This is a genomic window from Syntrophaceae bacterium, assembly GCA_013177795.1.
Taxonomy (GTDB): Bacteria; Desulfobacterota; Syntrophia; order Syntrophales; family UBA2192; genus UBA2192.
Map to the genome: position 1 here is coordinate 302,705 of JABLXY010000004.1, position 17,723 is coordinate 320,427.

The 17,723-nt window shown below is 62.5% G+C and carries 16 protein-coding genes; 8 read left to right on the plus strand and 8 right to left on the minus strand.

Annotation, left to right across the window (positions count from 1 at the left end; all coding sequences use genetic code 11):
* Positions 1–72 precede the first annotated feature (72 nt).
* Both HPY67_15540 and lipA read left to right on the plus strand, forming a co-directional pair.
* A complete protein-coding gene (locus HPY67_15540; protein ID NPV06126.1) occupies positions 73–1,869 on the plus strand; it encodes a KamA family radical SAM protein in 1,797 nt (598 codons plus the stop codon).
* Positions 1,870–1,970: 101 nt separating this feature from the next.
* Entirely contained in the window at positions 1,971–2,810 is an 840-nt protein-coding gene (gene lipA, locus HPY67_15545) for a lipoyl synthase (GenBank protein NPV06127.1), read from the plus strand.
* A gap of 102 nt (positions 2,811–2,912) precedes the next feature.
* Here the strand turns inward: lipA and HPY67_15550 are convergent, their stop codons facing one another.
* The 4 genes from HPY67_15550 to HPY67_15565 all read right to left on the minus strand — a co-directional run bounded on the left by HPY67_15550 (position 2,913) and on the right by HPY67_15565 (position 7,287).
* Complete coding sequence (locus tag HPY67_15550; protein NPV06128.1) at positions 2,913–4,055, minus strand: PHP domain-containing protein; 1,143 nt, start codon at positions 4,053–4,055, stop codon at positions 2,913–2,915.
* Positions 3,992–4,750 (minus strand): endonuclease III domain-containing protein, encoded by a 759-nt coding sequence (locus HPY67_15555; GenBank protein ID NPV06129.1) that lies wholly within the window; start codon positions 4,748–4,750, stop codon positions 3,992–3,994. The genes HPY67_15550 and HPY67_15555 overlap by 64 nt, the downstream gene beginning before the upstream one ends.
* Positions 4,751–4,774: 24 nt before the next feature.
* Positions 4,775–6,310 (minus strand): DegQ family serine endoprotease, encoded by a 1,536-nt coding sequence (locus HPY67_15560; protein NPV06130.1) that lies wholly within the window; start codon positions 6,308–6,310, stop codon positions 4,775–4,777.
* A 170-nt stretch (positions 6,311–6,480) separates the two neighbouring features.
* A complete protein-coding gene (locus HPY67_15565) occupies positions 6,481–7,287 on the minus strand; it encodes a fumarylacetoacetate hydrolase family protein (GenBank protein ID NPV06131.1) in 807 nt (268 codons plus the stop codon).
* A 444-nt stretch (positions 7,288–7,731) separates the two neighbouring features.
* Between HPY67_15565 and HPY67_15570 the strand changes: the two genes are divergently transcribed.
* From HPY67_15570 to HPY67_15595, 6 genes are all read left to right on the plus strand, one after another.
* Positions 7,732–9,069 carry a TolC family protein gene (locus HPY67_15570; GenBank protein ID NPV06132.1) on the plus strand — a complete coding sequence of 446 codons (1,338 nt, stop codon included), beginning with the start codon at positions 7,732–7,734 and terminating at the stop codon, positions 9,067–9,069.
* 65 nt (positions 9,070–9,134) lie between these two features.
* Complete coding sequence (locus tag HPY67_15575; protein ID NPV06133.1) at positions 9,135–10,352, plus strand: efflux RND transporter periplasmic adaptor subunit; 1,218 nt, start codon at positions 9,135–9,137, stop codon at positions 10,350–10,352.
* Positions 10,352–11,026 carry an ABC transporter ATP-binding protein gene (locus tag HPY67_15580; GenBank protein ID NPV06134.1) on the plus strand — a complete coding sequence of 225 codons (675 nt, stop codon included), beginning with the start codon at positions 10,352–10,354 and terminating at the stop codon, positions 11,024–11,026. The genes HPY67_15575 and HPY67_15580 overlap by 1 nt, the downstream gene beginning before the upstream one ends.
* Before the next feature lie 98 nt (positions 11,027–11,124).
* Positions 11,125–12,339 (plus strand): FtsX-like permease family protein, encoded by a 1,215-nt coding sequence (locus HPY67_15585; GenBank protein NPV06135.1) that lies wholly within the window; start codon positions 11,125–11,127, stop codon positions 12,337–12,339.
* Positions 12,340–12,432: 93 nt separating this feature from the next.
* A complete protein-coding gene (locus HPY67_15590) occupies positions 12,433–13,662 on the plus strand; it encodes an FtsX-like permease family protein (GenBank protein NPV06136.1) in 1,230 nt (409 codons plus the stop codon).
* A gap of 143 nt (positions 13,663–13,805) precedes the next feature.
* Entirely contained in the window at positions 13,806–14,327 is a 522-nt protein-coding gene (locus HPY67_15595) for a hypothetical protein (protein ID NPV06137.1), read from the plus strand.
* On the opposite strand, the gene HPY67_15600 is transcribed toward HPY67_15595, so the two are convergent.
* From HPY67_15600 to rfaD, 4 genes are all read right to left on the minus strand, one after another.
* Complete coding sequence (locus HPY67_15600) at positions 14,314–14,955, minus strand: MBL fold metallo-hydrolase (protein ID NPV06138.1); 642 nt, start codon at positions 14,953–14,955, stop codon at positions 14,314–14,316. The two genes, HPY67_15595 and HPY67_15600, sit on opposite strands and share 14 nt — an antisense overlap.
* Positions 14,956–15,049: 94 nt before the next feature.
* Entirely contained in the window at positions 15,050–15,796 is a 747-nt protein-coding gene (locus HPY67_15605; protein NPV06139.1) for an amidohydrolase family protein, read from the minus strand.
* Between the two features lie 7 nt (positions 15,797–15,803).
* Positions 15,804–16,547, minus strand: coding sequence for a 3-deoxy-manno-octulosonate cytidylyltransferase (kdsB, locus tag HPY67_15610; GenBank protein NPV06140.1), 744 nt, complete (start codon positions 16,545–16,547; stop codon positions 15,804–15,806).
* A 203-nt stretch (positions 16,548–16,750) separates the two neighbouring features.
* Positions 16,751–17,722 carry an ADP-glyceromanno-heptose 6-epimerase gene (gene rfaD / locus HPY67_15615; GenBank protein NPV06141.1) on the minus strand — a complete coding sequence of 324 codons (972 nt, stop codon included), beginning with the start codon at positions 17,720–17,722 and terminating at the stop codon, positions 16,751–16,753.
* Between the last annotated feature and the right edge of the window lies 1 nt (position 17,723).

Here is a 17,723-nt window from a genome sequence, read left to right on the forward strand (position 1 = left end):
TTGGTCCAGCGGATTGAATACGAACAACTTATCAACAACCCGGAGAGACGGGACATGAAAAACTGGCTGAAAATGACCAAGGAGCAACTGGTTGAGCAGCTGTGGGCAACAGAGCCCCGAATTCGTCAAATATTGAGAAATTCCAAGCACATGGAAGAGGCCCGCCATCTGCTGTTCGATTATTTGAATCGGCTCGAGCGCGATCTTTTCAACATGCGGTCCGACACGTACTTCGTCAATCTCAACATTGTTGAGAAGAGAAACGCCAAGGAATGCATCCGGGTGCTTTCGAACACGATGAGGACCGAGAACGAGTACGTCACCCACTTCTCCCCCCTGCAGGTTCTCTACGACCTGGCGCAGGGAAAGAAGGAGGCGCTCGATCAGGTCAGCGAAGCCTTCCTCTGCGAGTATCTCGCCCTGTTTCTCGGCATCACGGGAAAGGGCGGCAAGCACCTCAAGCGCAAGGAGGTGTTCCAGATGAAGGACGGCCGTGAGGCGGCCATTGTCCGGTCGACACAGCTCGATGAGTACGCCTGCAATATCCGGCGTCACTTCCGCCGGTACAAGACCGGATACGACAAGGCCCTGCTGCGCGAGAGAAAGGCCCTCAAGGGGGACATCCTCCGATTCTTCGGCGCCACGGAGCAGGACTGGCAGGATCACCGCTGGCACCTCCGACACATCATCAAGGACCTCGATACGATCCAGGCGCTGGTCAAGCTCGAGAAGGACGAGGTCAGCGGGCTCATGAGCGCGAAGAAGAACGACATCCCCGTGGAGATCACCCCCTACTATCTCTCCCTCTTCCGGAAAGAGGGCCGCGGCGAATCCGACCGCGCCATCCGGGCCCAGGTCATCCCGAGCACGCGCTACTGCGAGCAGGTCGCCGAGAGCCGCCGCCGGGGGATCGACCTCGACTTCATGGGGGAGAAATCCACGAGCCCCATCGACGGGATCACCCGCCGCTACCCGGAAATCCTGATCCTCAAGCCCTACAACTCGTGCCCGCAGATCTGTGTCTACTGCCAGCGCAACTGGGAGATCAAGGGCATGGATGACACGGTCATGATGGCAAGGAAAAAGGTGAAGGAGGCCCTCGACTGGATCGATGCAAACGAGAACATCTCGGAGGTGCTCATCACGGGCGGCGACCCGCTGACGCTCGGCAACGACTACCTGGACTGGATCATCGGAGAGGTGGCCGCCATCAAGCACGTCGAGCGGATCCGGATCGGGACGCGAATCCCGGTCACGCTCCCCTTCCGCGTCGACGAGGGGCTCCTGGAGGTCTTCCGGAAGTATCACCAGTGGGGCAAGCGCGAGCTGGCCGTCGTCACCCACTTCGAGCACCCCACGGAGATGACCCCCGATTCCCTGGAATGCATCCGCAAGATCAAGAGCGTCGGGATGAACATCTACAACCAGCAGGTCTTCACCTACTACAACAGCCGCCGCTTCGAGACGGCCCTGCTGAGAAAGACGCTGAAGCTCTCCGGTGTGGACCCCTATTATTCTTTCAGCACGAAGGGCAAGGAGGAGACGATCGATTTCCGGGTTCCCATCTGCCGCATGGAGCAGGAGCAGATGGAGGAAGCGCGCCTGCTGCCCGGCCTCGTGCGGACCGACGAGCCCGTGTTCAACGTCCCGAGACTGGGCAAGGTCAATCTCCGTGCCTGGCAGGACCACGAGATCGTCAACATCCTGCCTGACGGGCGCCGGATCTATCGGTTCTACTCATGGGAAGTCCGCCTCGTCACCGCTCTCGATTATCTGCACACCGACGTTTCCATCTACGATTATCTCAAGCGGCTGGCCCAGGACGGGGAGAACGTGAACGATTACGCCTCGATCTGGTACTATTTCTAAAGACGGCGCAGGGCAAAAGGCCAAAGGCCAAGGGAAATATTTCAGCTTTTTCTCTGGAGTCTTTAGCCTTTTGCCTTTAGCCTTTTGCCATCAGCCATCGCATGCGCAAACCCGACTGGCTCAAAGTCCCCCTGCCGAATTCCCGTGCCTTCGTCGACATGCAGGAACTGCTGGGCCGCCTTGAACTCCACACGGTCTGCCGGGAAGCCCGATGCCCCAACATCGGGGAGTGTTTCGGCTCCGGCACGGCCACGTTCCTCATCCTCGGAAATCGCTGTACCCGCAACTGCAGATACTGCAACATTGGCCACGGCCGGCCCACGCCCGTCGACGAGAAGGAGCCCGAGCGCCTCGCCGAGGCTGCAAAGGCCCTGGGGCTGCGCCACGTGGTCATAACCTCCGTCACGCGGGATGATCTGCCCGACGGCGGCGCCCGACAGTTTTCCCGGTGTATCGATGCGCTGCGCCGTGCGCGGGCGGGCTGCCGCGTGGAAGTGCTGATCCCGGATTTCCGGGGAGACCGTGCAGCCCTCGAGACGGTCCTTGCGGCACGCCCCGATGTCCTCAACCACAACCTGGAAGTGACGCAGGGGCTATTCGCCCGGCTGCGGCCCGAGGGGGACTACCGCAGGTCTCTCGAGCTCTTGCGGCGTGCCGCGGAATCCCCGGTCCGTCCCCGAATCAAGTCGGGCTTCATGATCGGGTTGGGGGAAGATCTTGACGACATCCTGTCGCTGCTCGACGACCTTGCCGCAGTCTCCTGCACGCACCTCACCATCGGCCAGTACCTGCAGCCCTCGAGGCACCACTGGCCTGTCGCGAAATTCTATACTCCAAAGGAATTCGAAGAGTTGAAGCAGGCGGCCCTCGAGAGGGGCTTCAGGACCGTCTTGTCGGGGCCGCTCGTCCGCAGCTCCTACCATGCGGCGCAATACGCATGAGGACGGCAAACGGGACAAGGCAGAGGCCTAAGGGTCAAAAGAGAGCCGCACGCATGGTCCGGATTTGCAATTCCGCCCTATGCCCTGAGCCTTTTGCCCGCCTTATCGCACGTAGACAGGATTCGAGAAGATCCAGGGACGGTACTTGAAGGCTTTGCGGATGTAAGCCTCGACACGGTATATCCCCGGCTCGTCGATCCCGCAGGTCAGTTCTTTTCCAACCGTCTCCCGAAAAAGCTCACCGTTTCTGATCAGGCGGATTCTCCCTTTTTCGGGGAGTTCGATCTGCACAACGGCCATTTCGTCCAGCAGGAATTCGTCCCCCATGGTGGCCGCCTTCGACTCGTCCATGATGACGAAGAAAAACCCCCTGGCCTTTGCGAAATACTCGAACGCCACATAGGCCCTGCCCCTCCTGAGAGCCGAGAGGATGATCTCCCGGTCCAGCTCGTCTTGCCCGACAAACCTCGCCTCCGTCAGGATATGTGTGCGAATGAACCGGAAGGCCTTGGTGAAGGGGAATATGTGGAACTCGAGGCCGAACATTTCCCTGACGGTTTCGTGATTGTCGAGCTCGCCGATCCCGACGACCTTGCGGGCCCGGTTCAGCTCGTCCCAGCGTCTCAGGGTCTCCCTCTTGGGGCCGCTGAGCGCGTAGGCGGGAAAATAGTAGGCAAACAAGGCACTTGCATATCCTTTCAGCTTTCCCTGCCAGTCGGTCATGAAGTCCCAGATTCCGATCCCCGTGTAGCCCGTGACGGTCCAGTCGTTCCAGTTGTGAGGTTTCACGTGAAACCTCGGCGCCCCATCGTGGTCGGGGTGGGCGATGAACCCGATCCCTCCCCTGTTTCGGACCCAGTCGATGTAGCTCTGCGGGGAGATGTCCAGTTCGTCGGCGTAGGGGAACACACGGGGCAGGTCACAGGTGATGAGCGGCTCGTCGATGCCGAAGGCGAGGTAATGGTTATAGCGGGGTGTCACCTCGATCCCGATGAAGAGGTGCACACCGTCGTGGGACCGTTCGTGGCCGTCGTATTTCGCCTCGAGCCAGTTATGGTCGGTGAGCATGACGAATTCGATGCCGTTGGCCTTGGCCGCCGACACGATCTCCCGGATCGATGCGTGCCCGTCATGGGAGTAGTCGGAATGGAGGTGGATGACGCCGGCGTAGTCGTTGAGTTTCAGCACGAACAGGCGCCGTTCTTCCTGGAGCCTTGGTTTGAGAATGTCTTTCCGGGCGAACAAGACCGTCTACCCGCCTTCTCGCGGCCGATGTTTCCGGCCCTGCCGAACCTTTCAGAAATGCCGTTCAGCGGGCACCGGCCGCAGAGCGGTTCCCTGCGGCAGAACCGCTTTCCGGCCTCGACGATCAGGGCGTGGTACTGGTTGTAGAGACCGGCATCCGGCGGCAATTCTTGCATGAAGAGCCGCTGAATTTCCCCGTAGGAATGCCGCCCTTTCAGAATCCCGTGCCTTTCGAGGATGCGGCGCGTATAGGCATCGACCACGAAGACGGGCCTGCCGCCGGCATAGAGCAAGATGCTGTCGGCCGTTTCCTCGCCGATCCCAGAAATCGCCAGCAGCCGTCGTCTCGCTTCCGCCAGATCCCCGGAGAGCATCGCGTCCAGGTCGCCCCCGAAGCTCCCGCACAGCACCTCGAGAAACGCCCTGAGCCTCCTCGCCTTGACCCGGTAGTACCCCGACGGCCGGATCAGCTCCTCCAGGTCTGCCGGATCCAGGCCGTAAAGCGAAAACGGGCTCATGGCCCCAATCGCCTTGATCCGCCCGATGGCCTTCTCCACGTTGGCCCAGTTGGTGTTCTGCGTGAGGATCGCGCCGACGGCGACCTCGAAGGGCGTATCCCCCGGCCACCAGTGAAGCGGGCCGAAGAACCTGTCGAGCGCCCGGTAGATGCAGATCAGCTGGTCCCTCGTGTCCAATGGTTTCCCGGTCCGCCCTCTACCCTACTCCTTCCGTATGGCCACGTAGTAGGTCCCCTTGCCCCGGCGGATCAGGAGAAGAACGCGGTCATCGGCGGTCTTCTTCGAGATCTCCCGCTGGAAGTCTCTCACGGAGGACACCTTGACCCGGTTGACCTGGAGAATCACGTCGTAGGGCTGCAGCCCTCCCTCGTCGGCCGCGCTTCCCTCGCGCACCCTCGTCACGATGACGCCCCCCGTCGAAGGGAGGCCCAGCTGCTTGGCCATCTCCGGGGTGATGTCCTGAACCGTCATCCCGAAGGTGTCCCTTCCCTCGCCCCGGACGGCGGCCATTTCCTTTTTCTCCTCGCGCTCGGCCACCGTGAGCTGCATCTCCTTCACCTGACCGTCGCGCAGGACCTTCACCGTTGCCACCTTTCCGACAGGCAGGACGGCCACGACGCGCAGCAGTTCGTGCGTGTCCTTGACCTTTTTGCCGTCGACCTCGATGATGATGTCGCCCTGCTTGATCCCGGCCTTGTCCGCCGGGTCGCCCTCGAAGACCTCCGTCACCAGGGCCCCGCTCCGGTCCTTGAGCTTCATGCTCTTCGCCAGGTCTTCCGTGATATCCTGGACGGAAACTCCCAGCCAGCCCCGGGTGACCTTGCCTTTTGACTTGAGGTCCTCCAGGATCTCCTTCGCCATGTTCACGGGAATGGCAAACCCGATGCCCTGCCCCTGGGCGACGATGGCCGTGTTGATCCCCACGACCTCGCCCGCCATGTTGAACAGCGGGCCGCCGCTGTTGCCGGGGTTGATGGAGGCGTCGGTCTGGATGAAATTGTCGTATGGCCCCGCACCGATGACGCGGCCCTTCGCGCTCACGATCCCGGCGGTCACCGTGTGATCGAGACCGAAGGGGTTGCCGATGGCCATGACCCAGTCGCCCACGCGAAGCCGATCCGAATCGCCGAGGATGACGGTCGGAAGGCTGTTGTCGGGGTTGATCTTGATGAGGGCAAGATCCGTCCGCGGGTCCCTCCCCTTTACCGTTGCGTCATACTCCTTTCCCGTCGAGAGGCGGACCTTGATCTTGTCCGCCTTTTCGATCACGTGGTTGTTCGTGAAGATATAGCCGTCCTTGCTGATGATGAAGCCCGAGCCAAGGCTGCGCTGACGGAACTCCCTTTCGGGGTTGTCGCCGAAAAAGCGCCGGTAAAACTCGTCCTCGCCGCCGAAGAAGCGGTCGAAGGGGAACATCTCGTTGAAGGGCGAGCGCCTGCCGTCCATCTTGACGACCTTCGTCGTGCTGATGTTGACGACGGCCGGGCTGAGTTTTTCCACGAGGTCGGCAAGCGATCCCGGCACTCCGGGTGAACCGGCAACAGACGGAAAAACGGACTTCGGAGCCGCAGGGGCAGTGGCCGGTGCGCCGGCTCCCTCGGCCCCGGCATAGGACGAGCGAAGCCCCGGCGCGAGGGAAAACCGCAGCACCCCGATCACGGAGAGGATGAAGAACCCCACGAGGCATACGACGAGGATCACGAAAAAATTCTTTCTCTCTCTTGCAGCGTCACTCATCTCGACCTCCCGCGTGTGCCGGTCGTTTCGCCCCCGGAGGCTCACCCGCCGCACGCTGTGCATTCATGATGAAAAACGGGGGCTTCTCCCGCAAAGCCCCCTTTTGCTTCTAACACAGGCTTCACGGATTTTCCACCGGTTCCTCACCCCCTGCACCGGAACCGGGCCGCTCAGGGCTCACGCTCGACGGGGTTCGTGAGCTCCCCCAATCGCTCGATCTCGATCGTGATGACGTCTCCGTGCCGCAGAAAGACCGGCGGCTTTCTGACAAAGCCCACCCCCTCCGGTGTGCCCGTCATGATGACCGTGCCCGGCAGGAGCGTCAAGGAACGGCTCAAATCGCTCACGATGTCGGCAATGCTGAAGAGCATGTCGGACGTGTTGGAATCCTGCATCACCTTCCCGTTGAGAATGGAGCGTATCCTGAGATTGTTCGGGTCGGGTATCTCGTCCTTCGTCACGAGATAGGGCCCCAGCGGGCAGAATGTGTCGAAACTCTTCCCCCGGGCCCACTGTTTTTTCTGCTTGAGCATCTGCCAGTCCCTGGCGCTGACGTCGTTGCCACAGGTATAGCCCAGCACGCACGCCATGGCCTCGCCGGGGGAAACGTTCTTCGCCCGCTTTCCGATGACAACGGCCAGCTCCGCCTCGAAATCCACTTCGTCGGGACCCGCCTTGGGAAGCAGGATCGGCTCGCCCGGCCCCAGGAGGCTGTTCGTTGCCTTGATGAAAAGCACGGGGCTCTCCGGGGCGCGGCTCTCGGTCTCCCCGGCGTGCTTCCCGTAACTGAAGCCCAGCGCAAGAATGTTGGGAGGCTGCACCGGGGGCAGGATTTTCTTGACCGCCTTGCTGCGTCCCGACAGGGTGAACGCTCCAAAGATGTCCCCTTCGATGATGCGCGCCCTGCCCGGTTCACCCGGCTCGACGGTCCCGTAGAGACTCTCCCCGTCTTCCGAAATAAAACGAACGATTCTCATGAATTTCTCCTTTGCCGTCGCCTGCGTCCCGTTCGTGGTCCCGCCGACCGGGTCCGCTTTACGCCTATGGAATCATTGTGCCTCTTTATATCACAAATCGCAGCAACGAAAAATCATAAGAATGCGGCATCCACTCTTGCATCAGCCCGATGCTGGACACACTTTTTGTGGATATTATTTATCCGCTTCCTGTTCCCTGTCAGTATAAATCTTATACAGCCCGTTTTCCTGCGGCGACGGCCCCAGGACCGAGCATCCCTATTTATCAAATATTTCAATGACTTATAAATTATCGACCCGACGGCATGCTATATGCTTTTTGTTCTCCTGATTTCTATACGGGTGCTTCTGCGGAAAATATGCTTGCGCAAGGGGCGCGAAACTTCTTACACTACCGCCGTCATGACCATCCCCGGGGGTCAACCCCTTCGTCGAGGTAGCTTTATGGACTGCCGCAGACCGGTCGGCAAGCTTTTTTTTGTCCCGTTGCTCGCTTGTTTTCTTGCGTTTGTCCCGGCTGCCCCGTTTTCACGGGCCCTCACGCTGGAGGAAGCCCTGTCGCTGGCCAAGTCGAACCTTCCCGCCTACCAGGCACAGGCTGCGAGGGTCCGGTCCTCTGAGGCCCTCTATAACGCCACCCTCGGGGCCTACGTTCCCAGCATTGATGCTTCAGGCGTCGCGACCCGAAGAGACATCGCAGGTTATGACTCCTCTTCCAACAACATCGACGTGACCGCCTCGCTGCGGCTCTTCGACTACAAGCGCGGCCACAACCGGGACATCTCCCGCTACAATTTCAATGCCGAGCGGGAGGGCCTCCGCAGGAGCCTCCTGGACCTCGAGTTCAGCGTCAAGTCATCTTTTTACACGACGCTGGCAACCCGGGGGATCCTCGCGCAGCGGAAAATCCAGCTCGAGAACGCCCAGAAGAACTACGAGGTGGCCGAAGGGCGGAGAAAATTCGGCGTGGCGAAACTCTCGGACGTCCTGCAGGTCTCCGTGAGACTCGAACAGGCGCGCTTCAATCTCGTCCAGGCCGAGGGCAGCCTCCAGAAGAGCCTCTCCGAGCTGAGCTCCCTGATCGGCACGCCGGTCACCGACGCCGCCGAGCTGCAGGGGGCCCTGACCTTCGATCTTGTCCTGCCCGAGGAAAAGCGGCTGGAAGAGGCCCTGATGCGCCGGCCCGAGATCCTCCAGGCCGAACTCGCCGTCAAGCGTGCGGAGAGCGCCGAAGGGATCTCCACGGGCGATTTCCTGCCCGTCGTGTCCGGCAACCTGAGCTATTCCCGGACGGACGCCAGCAACCCCGCATCGAGCTCCGCGTCCATCTACGGCAACCCCTACGAGGACCGCTCGGCATCGCTGCTGGCCACCTGGAATCTCTTCGAGCTGGGGAAATTCTACCGCAGGAAGGCCGCCTCGATCGACACCCTGACGGCGGCCAAGACCCTCAAGGAGACGGAGCGCTCGCTGCGCCTGGAGCTCCGGAAGAGCTACGAAGACTTCCTCACCGCGTCGCGCAACGTCAAGGTCGCCGAGGAACAGCTCAAGCAGGCCCTGCAGAACTACGACCAGGCCTTCGGCGAGTACAAGGTCGGCAAGGGGGACATCCTTTCCGTCGTGATCGCCGAGACCCTGCTGTCGCAGGCTCGCGAGCAGGACGTCCAGGCGAAGCTCAACCTGTACCTCGCAAAGGCTCTCCTGGAGAGAGTCTCCGGCGTCGAGAGCCTGGAAGCCCTGCAGGAAACCCCGGCACAATCCGCTAACGCAGGGACGCGCTAGGTCCCGAACAGCCTTCAGAACGGATGCATCCGCCTATGAATCTCTCCTCGCTCAAAGCGCTTCCGATGAAGAAAAAGATCGCCGTCGCCGCCGCGGCCGCCGTCGTTCTCCTGCTTGCGGCCTTCCTTCTCTACCGGGTCTTCTTCGCCAAGCCGTCCCTGCAGGTCCTCGAAACGGGGACGGTCGAAAGGGGAAGCATCCGCGGGGTCCTCGTGGCGACGGGCATCATCAAGTCCCAGGTCGGGGCGGTCGTCAAGATCGGCGCCCAGACGACGGGGCGGATCCAGGAGATGCGGGTCAAGGTGGGAGACCGCGTCAAGGCGGGCGAGCTCATCGCCCTGGTCGACGACCGCGAGATCCGGCAGCAGATCGGCCAGCAGCAGGCGGCCCTGGTGTCGGCGCAGAACACGCTTGCCCAGGTGGAGAAGACCTATCCCGAGAGGATCCGCGAGGCCCGCGCCAACTACGATTACGCCAAGGTCAACGTGGAGCGCGAGCGCGAGCTGCTGAAACACGAGTACACGACGAAGGATGCCGTCGACCGCGCCGAGAGCCAGTTTACGGCCGCCGAGGCCGTCCTGACACGCCTGCAGGACGAGTTCAAGACGCAGCGAACGATTTCCCGGTCCAACCTCGAGGAGATCCAGGCGCGACTGCGCCAGCAGGAGGTCCGGCTGACATACACGAGAATCTACTCCCCCATCGACGGGGTCGTCTCGGACGTGACGGCCCAACAGGGCGAGACGATCGTCGCGGGCCTCCAGGTCGCCAACCTCGTCACCGTCCTCGACCCCACGAGACTCGAGATGTGGATCTACATCGATGAAACGGACATCGGGAAAGCCGCCGTCGGGCAGGACGTCGAGTACTACGTCGACACCTTCCCGGCCAAGACGTTCAAGGGAAAAATCGAGAAGATCTACCCCCAGCCCGTCGTCAAGGAGAATATCGTCTACTACCTCGCCACGATGAAGATCCCCCCGGAAGACGCCGCGTACCTCAAGCCGGAGATGACGACGCACGTGCGGATCATCACGGAGGAGAAGAAAGACATCCTCACGGCGCCCAACGCCGCCGTGAAGTTCGAGCGCGGCAGGCAGGTGGCCTACAAGGTCACGGGAAAGAACAGGGTCGAGAAGCTGACCCTCAAGATCGGCATCCGCGGGGAGGACAAGACCGAGATCCTCTCCGGGGCAAGCGAGGGCGATGTGCTGGCCACGAAGATCATCCTGCCCGTCGCCGCCGACGCCCAGCAGGCCCCGCAGAAGGGGGCGATGAAGTGATGTCCACCCCCGTCTGCCTCATGGAGAACATCACGAAGACCTTCCGCGTGGGCGACCAGGACCTTCACGTTCTCAAGGGCATCAACCTCCGGATCGAGCAGGGCGAGTTTGCGGCCATCATGGGCACCTCCGGCTCCGGGAAGTCCACCCTGATGAACCTCATGGGCTGCCTCGACGTGCCGACCTCGGGCCGGTTTCTCCTCGCCGGCCGCGACGTCATGCAGCTCGACGATGACGAACTCTCGGAGCTTCGCAACGAGCACATCGGCTTCGTGTTCCAGAGCTTCTACCTGCTGCCCTACGCCACGGTCCTGGAAAACGTCCTGGTGCCGACGCTCTACCGCGAGAAGAGGAAGGACCGTGTCCGCGACAGGGCCGTGGAGCTGCTCAAGCTCGTCGGTCTCGAGGAGCGGATGAAATTCCGGCCCACCCAGCTCTCCGGCGGCGAGCAGCAGCGGGTCGCCATCTGCAGGGCCCTCATCAACGACCCGGAGCTCCTTCTGGCCGACGAGCCCACGGGCCAGCTCGACAGCCGGACCGCCGGGGAGATCATGGGCGTGCTGACCCGCGCCAACGAGCGGGGCAAGACCGTTGTCGTCATCACCCATGACGCCGGCATCGCCGCCTACGCCCGGCGGATCATCCACATCCGCGACGGGATCATCAGCGAGTAGGCGCCGGGCGCGAGGCCTCGGGCCCCGGGAAAAAGTCAGCAGTCTTTTTCCTGTCCTGACGCCTGACGCCTGACGCCTGATGCCTGGAGCCTGTTTTCATGGAACGTTTCACGCTGTTGCTCATCCAGGCCTTCGAGGCCGTCAAGGCTTTCAAGCTCAGGACCTTCTTCTGCCTCGTGAGCGTCGCCCTGGGGATCTCGGCCATCACGATCATCGTCGCCGCCACGGAGGGCGCCTACAAGAAGGCCTTCGACATCGTGGCCAGTTTCGGCCCCGACTCCGTCATGCTCATCGGGGGAAGCGAGGAGTCCCGCGCCATCGGCCAGCGTGAAAAAACGATCACCCTCGAGGACGTGGAGGCCATCCGCATGGCCTTCCCCACGGCCTATGTCGTCGCCCCGTCGGCGTGGGTGGGGACCGCTACGGTCTCCTACAGGGGAAACCGGTACCAGAGCCAGATTGTGGGCTCCACGAGCGACTACAGCGTGGCCTGGACGTGGCCCGTTGTCGAGGGCTCCGATTTCACCGAGGACGACATCCGGCGGTTTGCCAACGTGGGGATCATCGGGCAGGAAACGGCCCGCGAGCTCTTCGGCGAGCAGAGCCCCGTGGGCAAGTTCGTCCAGGTGCGCAACCTCCCCGTCCAGATCGTCGGCGTGCTCTCCGAGCGCGGCACGTCGCCGGGGGGCGGCAGCCTCGACAACCGGATCATCATGCCCTACACGACGGTGATGAAGAAACTCCTGAACGAACAGCAGTACGTCAACGCCGTCCGCCTGCGCTTCACCGACCTGGAGAACATCGAGGGCCGCGTCGAGGAACTCAAGCGGCTGCTGCGCTACCGTCACCGGCTCCCCGACGGGCAGCCTGACGACTTCCGCATCTTCACCTCCAAGGACATCGTCAAGTTCCTCGTCGCCCTCACGGGCTCCCTCGTGGTCTTCATCGGGGTCGTGGGCGTGATCTCCCTCATCGTCGCCGGGTTTGTCCTGGCAAACCTGTTCCTGCTGTCCGTCAAGGAGCGGGTCAAGGAAATCGGGATCCGCCGCTCCGTGGGCGCCCGCAGGAGGGACATCCTGGCGCAGTTTCTCACGGAGGCGGTGATCATCACCTCGGCCGGGGGTATCGTCGGCTTCGTCCTCGGCGTGATCTCGGCCCAGCTGCTCACGTACGTGGCCGAGTTTCCCGTTTACTTCTCCTGGAAGGCCTTTGCCATCGGCATGGTGCTCTCCTGGGCCGTCGGGGTGGGGTTCGGCCTGCACCCGGCGCGGCAGGCAGCCAACCTGAAGCCGATCGAGGCCATCCGGACATAGTATCGGTCGCTACGAAGCACGCGGCACTTCATTCTGTCAGAGGCACCCTCTTCCGGGCCTCGGCGAACCGCCCGAAAGAGAAGAGACGAAAACATGGACCTCAGGCGTATCCTGCTCAACCTGAAGATCGCCAGGCGCTCGCTGGCGCAGTTCAAGTGGCGAACCGCGCTCGCCGTGCTGGGCGTGTTTTTCGGGACGTTCTCGCTCATCATCGTCTCCAATCTCTCCGGCTCTCTTGCCGTGAAGACCGAGCAGGAGATCGACAGCCTCGGGAAAAACCTCCTCATCGTCCGCAGCGGGATCGTCAGGCGGGTCGGGGCGGGCACGCCCCTGATGAGCCAGGCAACCAACCTCACCCCCGAGGACGCCCGCGCGATCCGGGACTCCATCCCCGCCGTTGCCGACCTCTCCGCGGCGGGATACAGGACCTTCCCCGTCCGTTACGGCAGCGTCTCCCTCAAGGGGATCCTCATCGGCGGGGTGGAACCGAATTTCCAGGACATCCGGAATTTCCGCGCCCGGGAAGGCAGCTTCATCTCCGAGCAGGACAACCTCGACCGCAACAAGGTTGCCGTCCTCGGCCGCACCGTTGTGGAGAAGCTCTTCGGCGACGAGGACCCCATCGGGAAGTACATCCTGATCTGGCGCGTACCGTTCCAGGTCATCGGCGTCATGGAGGAGAAAGGCTCGGACGTCTCCGGGGCCGACCAGGACAACCAGATCTTCGTCCCTCTGCAGACCTTCCTGAAGGTCCTGGTCAACAAGACGAACGTGAGCAACATCTTCGTCCAGGTCACCCGCGACGAACTCATCTCTCCGGCCAAAACCGACATCGAGGCCCTGCTGCGCAAGCGCCACAAGACCGGGCCGGGGCAGAGCGACGACTTCGCCGTCATCGACATGAAGGACGTCCTGGCCCTCAAGGCGCAGGCCATGGATCTCATCACGGTCCTCGGCCGGATCGCGGCAGCGGTATCCTTCATCATCGGCGGCCTCGGCATCCTCTCGATCATGATCCTCATCGTCAACGAGCGAAAGCTCGAGATCGGGATCCGGCGCGCCGTCGGGTCGCGCAAGCGCGACATCGTGCTGCAGTTCCTGATCGAATCCTCCATCATCTCGCTCGCGGGCGGCATGATCGGCGTCTTGTCCGGGGCCCTGATCAGCATCATCCTGCTCCGCGTGCTGCGGTACCCCTTCACTCTGTCCCTCGCCGGCCTTGCCATCGCCTTCGGCGCTTCCGTTCTGGTCGGGATCCTGGCGGGAATCTATCCGTCGAAGAAAGCCACCCAGTTCGAGCCCGTGGACATCCTGAGGACATAGACGGCCGCGGCGGCGCAGCGGGCATCCGCCTCGGGAAGACTGCCGTCCTGTCAACAGCCACAGCTTTTTATGGACAATTTCTTTCGGAGGGATTATGCTTCGGACCCACCCGGAGCAGAGCCTGACGAAGCAGGGAAAGGACCATGGCGGAAATCAAGAGCACCATCGATCTCATCATGGAGCGCACGAAAAACCTCTCCGCGACCCCGGAAGAGCGGGAGGCCTGGCACCGCCGCGAGCGCGAAAAGCACTTCCGGAGCCTCGTGCAGCGGCTGCTGGACCACAGCCTTTCCCTCGACGACGCGAGGGAGGAGCTGGAAAGGGAAAAGAAGAGCGGCCGCGCCGCGGAAGCCCTGGGCCACCTGAAAAACGCCCTGGCCGCGCATGCCGACCCCGATTCGGACAACGAGCACCTTTTCCGGATCGTCAGCGGGCTGGTGGGGTCCCCCGTGGAGCGGCTGCGGGAGACGTTGCGGTCCTGGCAGGCGGAGTCGTCCGCGAGGAAGACCGCCCTGGCGGAGAGGCAGAGGGCGGAACTGGAATCATCGGGCATCGCGGGTTCGGCCGTCTTGCCCAACCCTGAAGCGGACCCGCAGTGGAAGACGCTGAAAGATGAGATGCAGGCGGCCCTCGCCAGGCGCCTCCTCGACGCTATAGATAGTTGAACCAGAAATCCCGGATCATCTTGAAGTTCTTCCTCACGTGCTCGCGCCCGGTCACGACGTCCCCGTGACCCGGGCAGAGGACATCCACGTCGAGTTGCGCAAGCCGCGCAATGCTCTCCTTGAGCTGCCTGCCCGACCCGCCGGGAAGGTCCGTCCTGCCGATGCTCTGGCTGAAGACGACATCCCCCGTGAACAGCGCCTTCTTCTCGGGCCAGTAGAGGCACACCGAACCCGGCGAGTGCCCCGGCGTGTGAATCACCTGCAGGGTCTTGTCGCCGATCGCCAGATCGCCCTCCTGCAGGAAAAACGCCGGCTGGGGCAGCCCCGCATGGGAGCCCATATACCGCAGGACGAACTCGTAGTCGATCCGGCTCATCGCCCACCGGGTGCCGGGCCCGAAGGAACCGACCGTTTCGAGGTGATCGGGGTGACCGTGGGTAACCAGGACGACGTCGATCTGCTCGGGAGTGATCCCTATCCGATCCAGCCCGCGGCGGACGTGCTGGAAGAGGTGGCGGTGCCCCGGGTCGATGAGGATCTTCTTCGATCCGTCGATGAGGAAGCTGTTGCAGTTGTTCTCGCTGGCGCTTTGCCAGATGAAACCGTAGAGGCCGTCCAGGATCTTCATTGCCGTTTCCCTTTCTTCCGCTCTGCCTGCCCGGATCGGCGGCATGCCTCAACCCCATGGGCATGGGGTTGTACAGGGCTCGACGTTTCCCGCTTCACTCTTCCCGCCCGATGAGCCGCAGGATGTTGCGGTTCACGACGTTCTCGAAGTCGTCGTCCTTCAGGCCCAGGTGTCGCACCTTCGAAAGCTCGCTCGACGGGATGCCGAAGGGGAAATCGCTGCCGAAGAGCAGCTTGCGGCTCCCGTAGCGCTTAAGGAAAACCCCCATCTCCCGAATCGAGGCGAGGGCCGTGTCGGCATACACCGTTTCGCCGTCCCACACGCCGGCCTCGAAGAGCGCGTCGAATCCCCCGTTGAGCCCCCCGAGATGCGGGATGATGATCGGGGTGCGCCCGGCCACCCGCTCGATGAAATACAGGGTGTTCCGGAATGACTCCTCCAGGACGATAGGGAGCCGGAGCCGGCAGACCTCGTCGAGAAAGGCCTCGCAGGCGGGGTCGTCGTAGTGGTAGACCGGCTCGTTGTCGTGCCGGTGCCACTTGACCCCCCGGTAGCCCTTTTTCAGCTCATCCGCGCGGAAATCGTTCCAGACAAAGAAGTACGCGTGAATGTCCGGGTCCCGCCTCTGGATGTCGAGAAGGTACTCGTTGGCCATCTGCCTGCAGGCGACCCAGCGGGCGTTGTCCCTGAAGTTGTAGTCGTAACGGTCGTAGATGTCCTCCACGGGGGGGAAGAGGCAGGCCCCCCGGATGCCTGCCCGGTCCAGATAGGCCCGGATGAGCTCGATCGGCTGGTCCGCGTTCTGGATCCCGCAGTGCATGTGGGAGTCGATGATCTTCATGGTCCTCTCAGGGTTTCCGTCCGGCAAGGAGCGCCTTGACGCGCTCCAGGTCGCCCGGGGTATCCACCTCGATGGAGTCGAATGCCGTCTCCACCACCTTGATCCTGTACCCGTGCTCGAGGGCCCGCAGCTGCTCGAGGGCCTCCAGCTTCTCCAGCATGCCCTGGGGGAGTCTCGTGAAGGCCACGAGGAACGACTTGCGGTAGGCATAGATGCCGTGGTGCTTCCAGTAGTCGGCCTTTTTCCCACGGTCCCGCACGAAGGGGATCGTCGAGCGCGAGAAGTACAGGGCGAAGTGGTCCTTGTCGAAGACAACCTTGACGGCGTTGGGGTCGGCCACCTCCTCGTCCCTGCGGATCCGGTAGACGAGCGTCGAGAAATCGACGGTACCGTCCTCGAGGAGCGGCTGCACGACTTCGTCGATCTGGGCGGGCTCGAAGGTGGGCTGATCGCCCTGTACGTTGACGACGATGTCCTCGTCGGCCAGCCCGAGCGCGCCCGCCGCCTCGGCGATCCGGTCCGTCCCGGACGGGTGGTCCGGCGAGGTGAGGATGGCCCGCCCGCCGAATCTCTCCACGGCCTCGAAGATCCGCCGGTCGTCCGTGGCCACGGCGGCCAGCGATGCCGTCTTCGACCGGAGCACCCTCTCGTAGACGTGCTGGATCATGGGCTTTCCGAGGACATCGGCCAGCGGCTTTCCCATGAACCGCGACGACTGATACCGCGAGGGGATGATGACGACGACCTTCATGCTTGCTTCCCGGCAGCCTGATGTCTTTTTTCAGGCTGTCAAAAAAGTTCGGATACAAGGCCCCCTGTCGGATAGAGGGTCAGAGGGTTTGAAGGTGAGACGGCTGGAGAAGCGGATGGCAGGACTTCGGCCATCGACTCATCCAACGTTCTTACCCTCTCGCCTTCTTACCTTCTTGTCGGGCGCACCCGATCGACAGCCTCTTACAGATAAGGATCGGCCTGCTGCAGATGCCCCTTCACGTAATCCTCGACGGCGTCCTCCAGCGACCGGCACTGCACGGGGCAGCCGGCCCTGCGGAGCTTGTCCATCTTCGCCTCCGTCACGTACTGGTACTGGTCTCGGATCTCGGCGGGCATGTCGATGTACTCGATCCGGGGCTTTGCGCCCATGGCCTTGAAGACGGCCTTGACCAGGTCGTTCCACGTGCGGGCCTTGCCCGTGCCGAGGTTGAAGATGCCCCTGGCCTTGGGGGTCTGCAGGAGCCACCACATGACCTCGACGCAGTCCTTCACGTAGACGAAGTCCCGCACCTGCTCGCCGTGGCCGAACCCCGCCCGGTGGGACTTGAAAAGCCTGACCTTCCCCGTGTCCCGGATCTGGAAGAATGACTTTCGGACGACGCTCTGCATCTCGCCCTTGTGATACTCGTTGGGACCGAAGACGTTGAAGAACTTGATCCCCACGACCTTGTCCAGCAGGTTGTTGCGCATGACCCAGAGGTCGAAGAGCTGCTTGGAGTAGCCGTACATGTTGATGGGCTGCAGCGTCGGGGTGACCCGGTCGTCGTCGGAGAACCCCCGGGAGCCGTCCCCGTAGGTCGCGCCGCTCGAGGCGTAGAGGAAGGGGATCCTCTTCGAGACGGCCCACCGGGCCAGGGCGCAGCTGTAGCGGAAGTTGTTCTCCATGAGGTAGTCGGCGTCGCGCTCCGTCGTCGAGGAGCAGGCCCCCATGTGGATGACGGCCTTCGGCTTGAAGGGGAGCGTGCCCCCGCAGAGCATCTCGTAGAAGGCGTCCTTGTGGATGAAGTCGGCATAGCGCCGCTTCACGAGGTTCTTCCACTTGTCGGAGCACCCGAGGGAGTCGACGATCAGGATGTCGTCGATCCCCTCCTGGTTGAGCTTCCAGACGAACACGTTGCCGATGAACCCGGCCCCGCCGGTGACGATGTACATG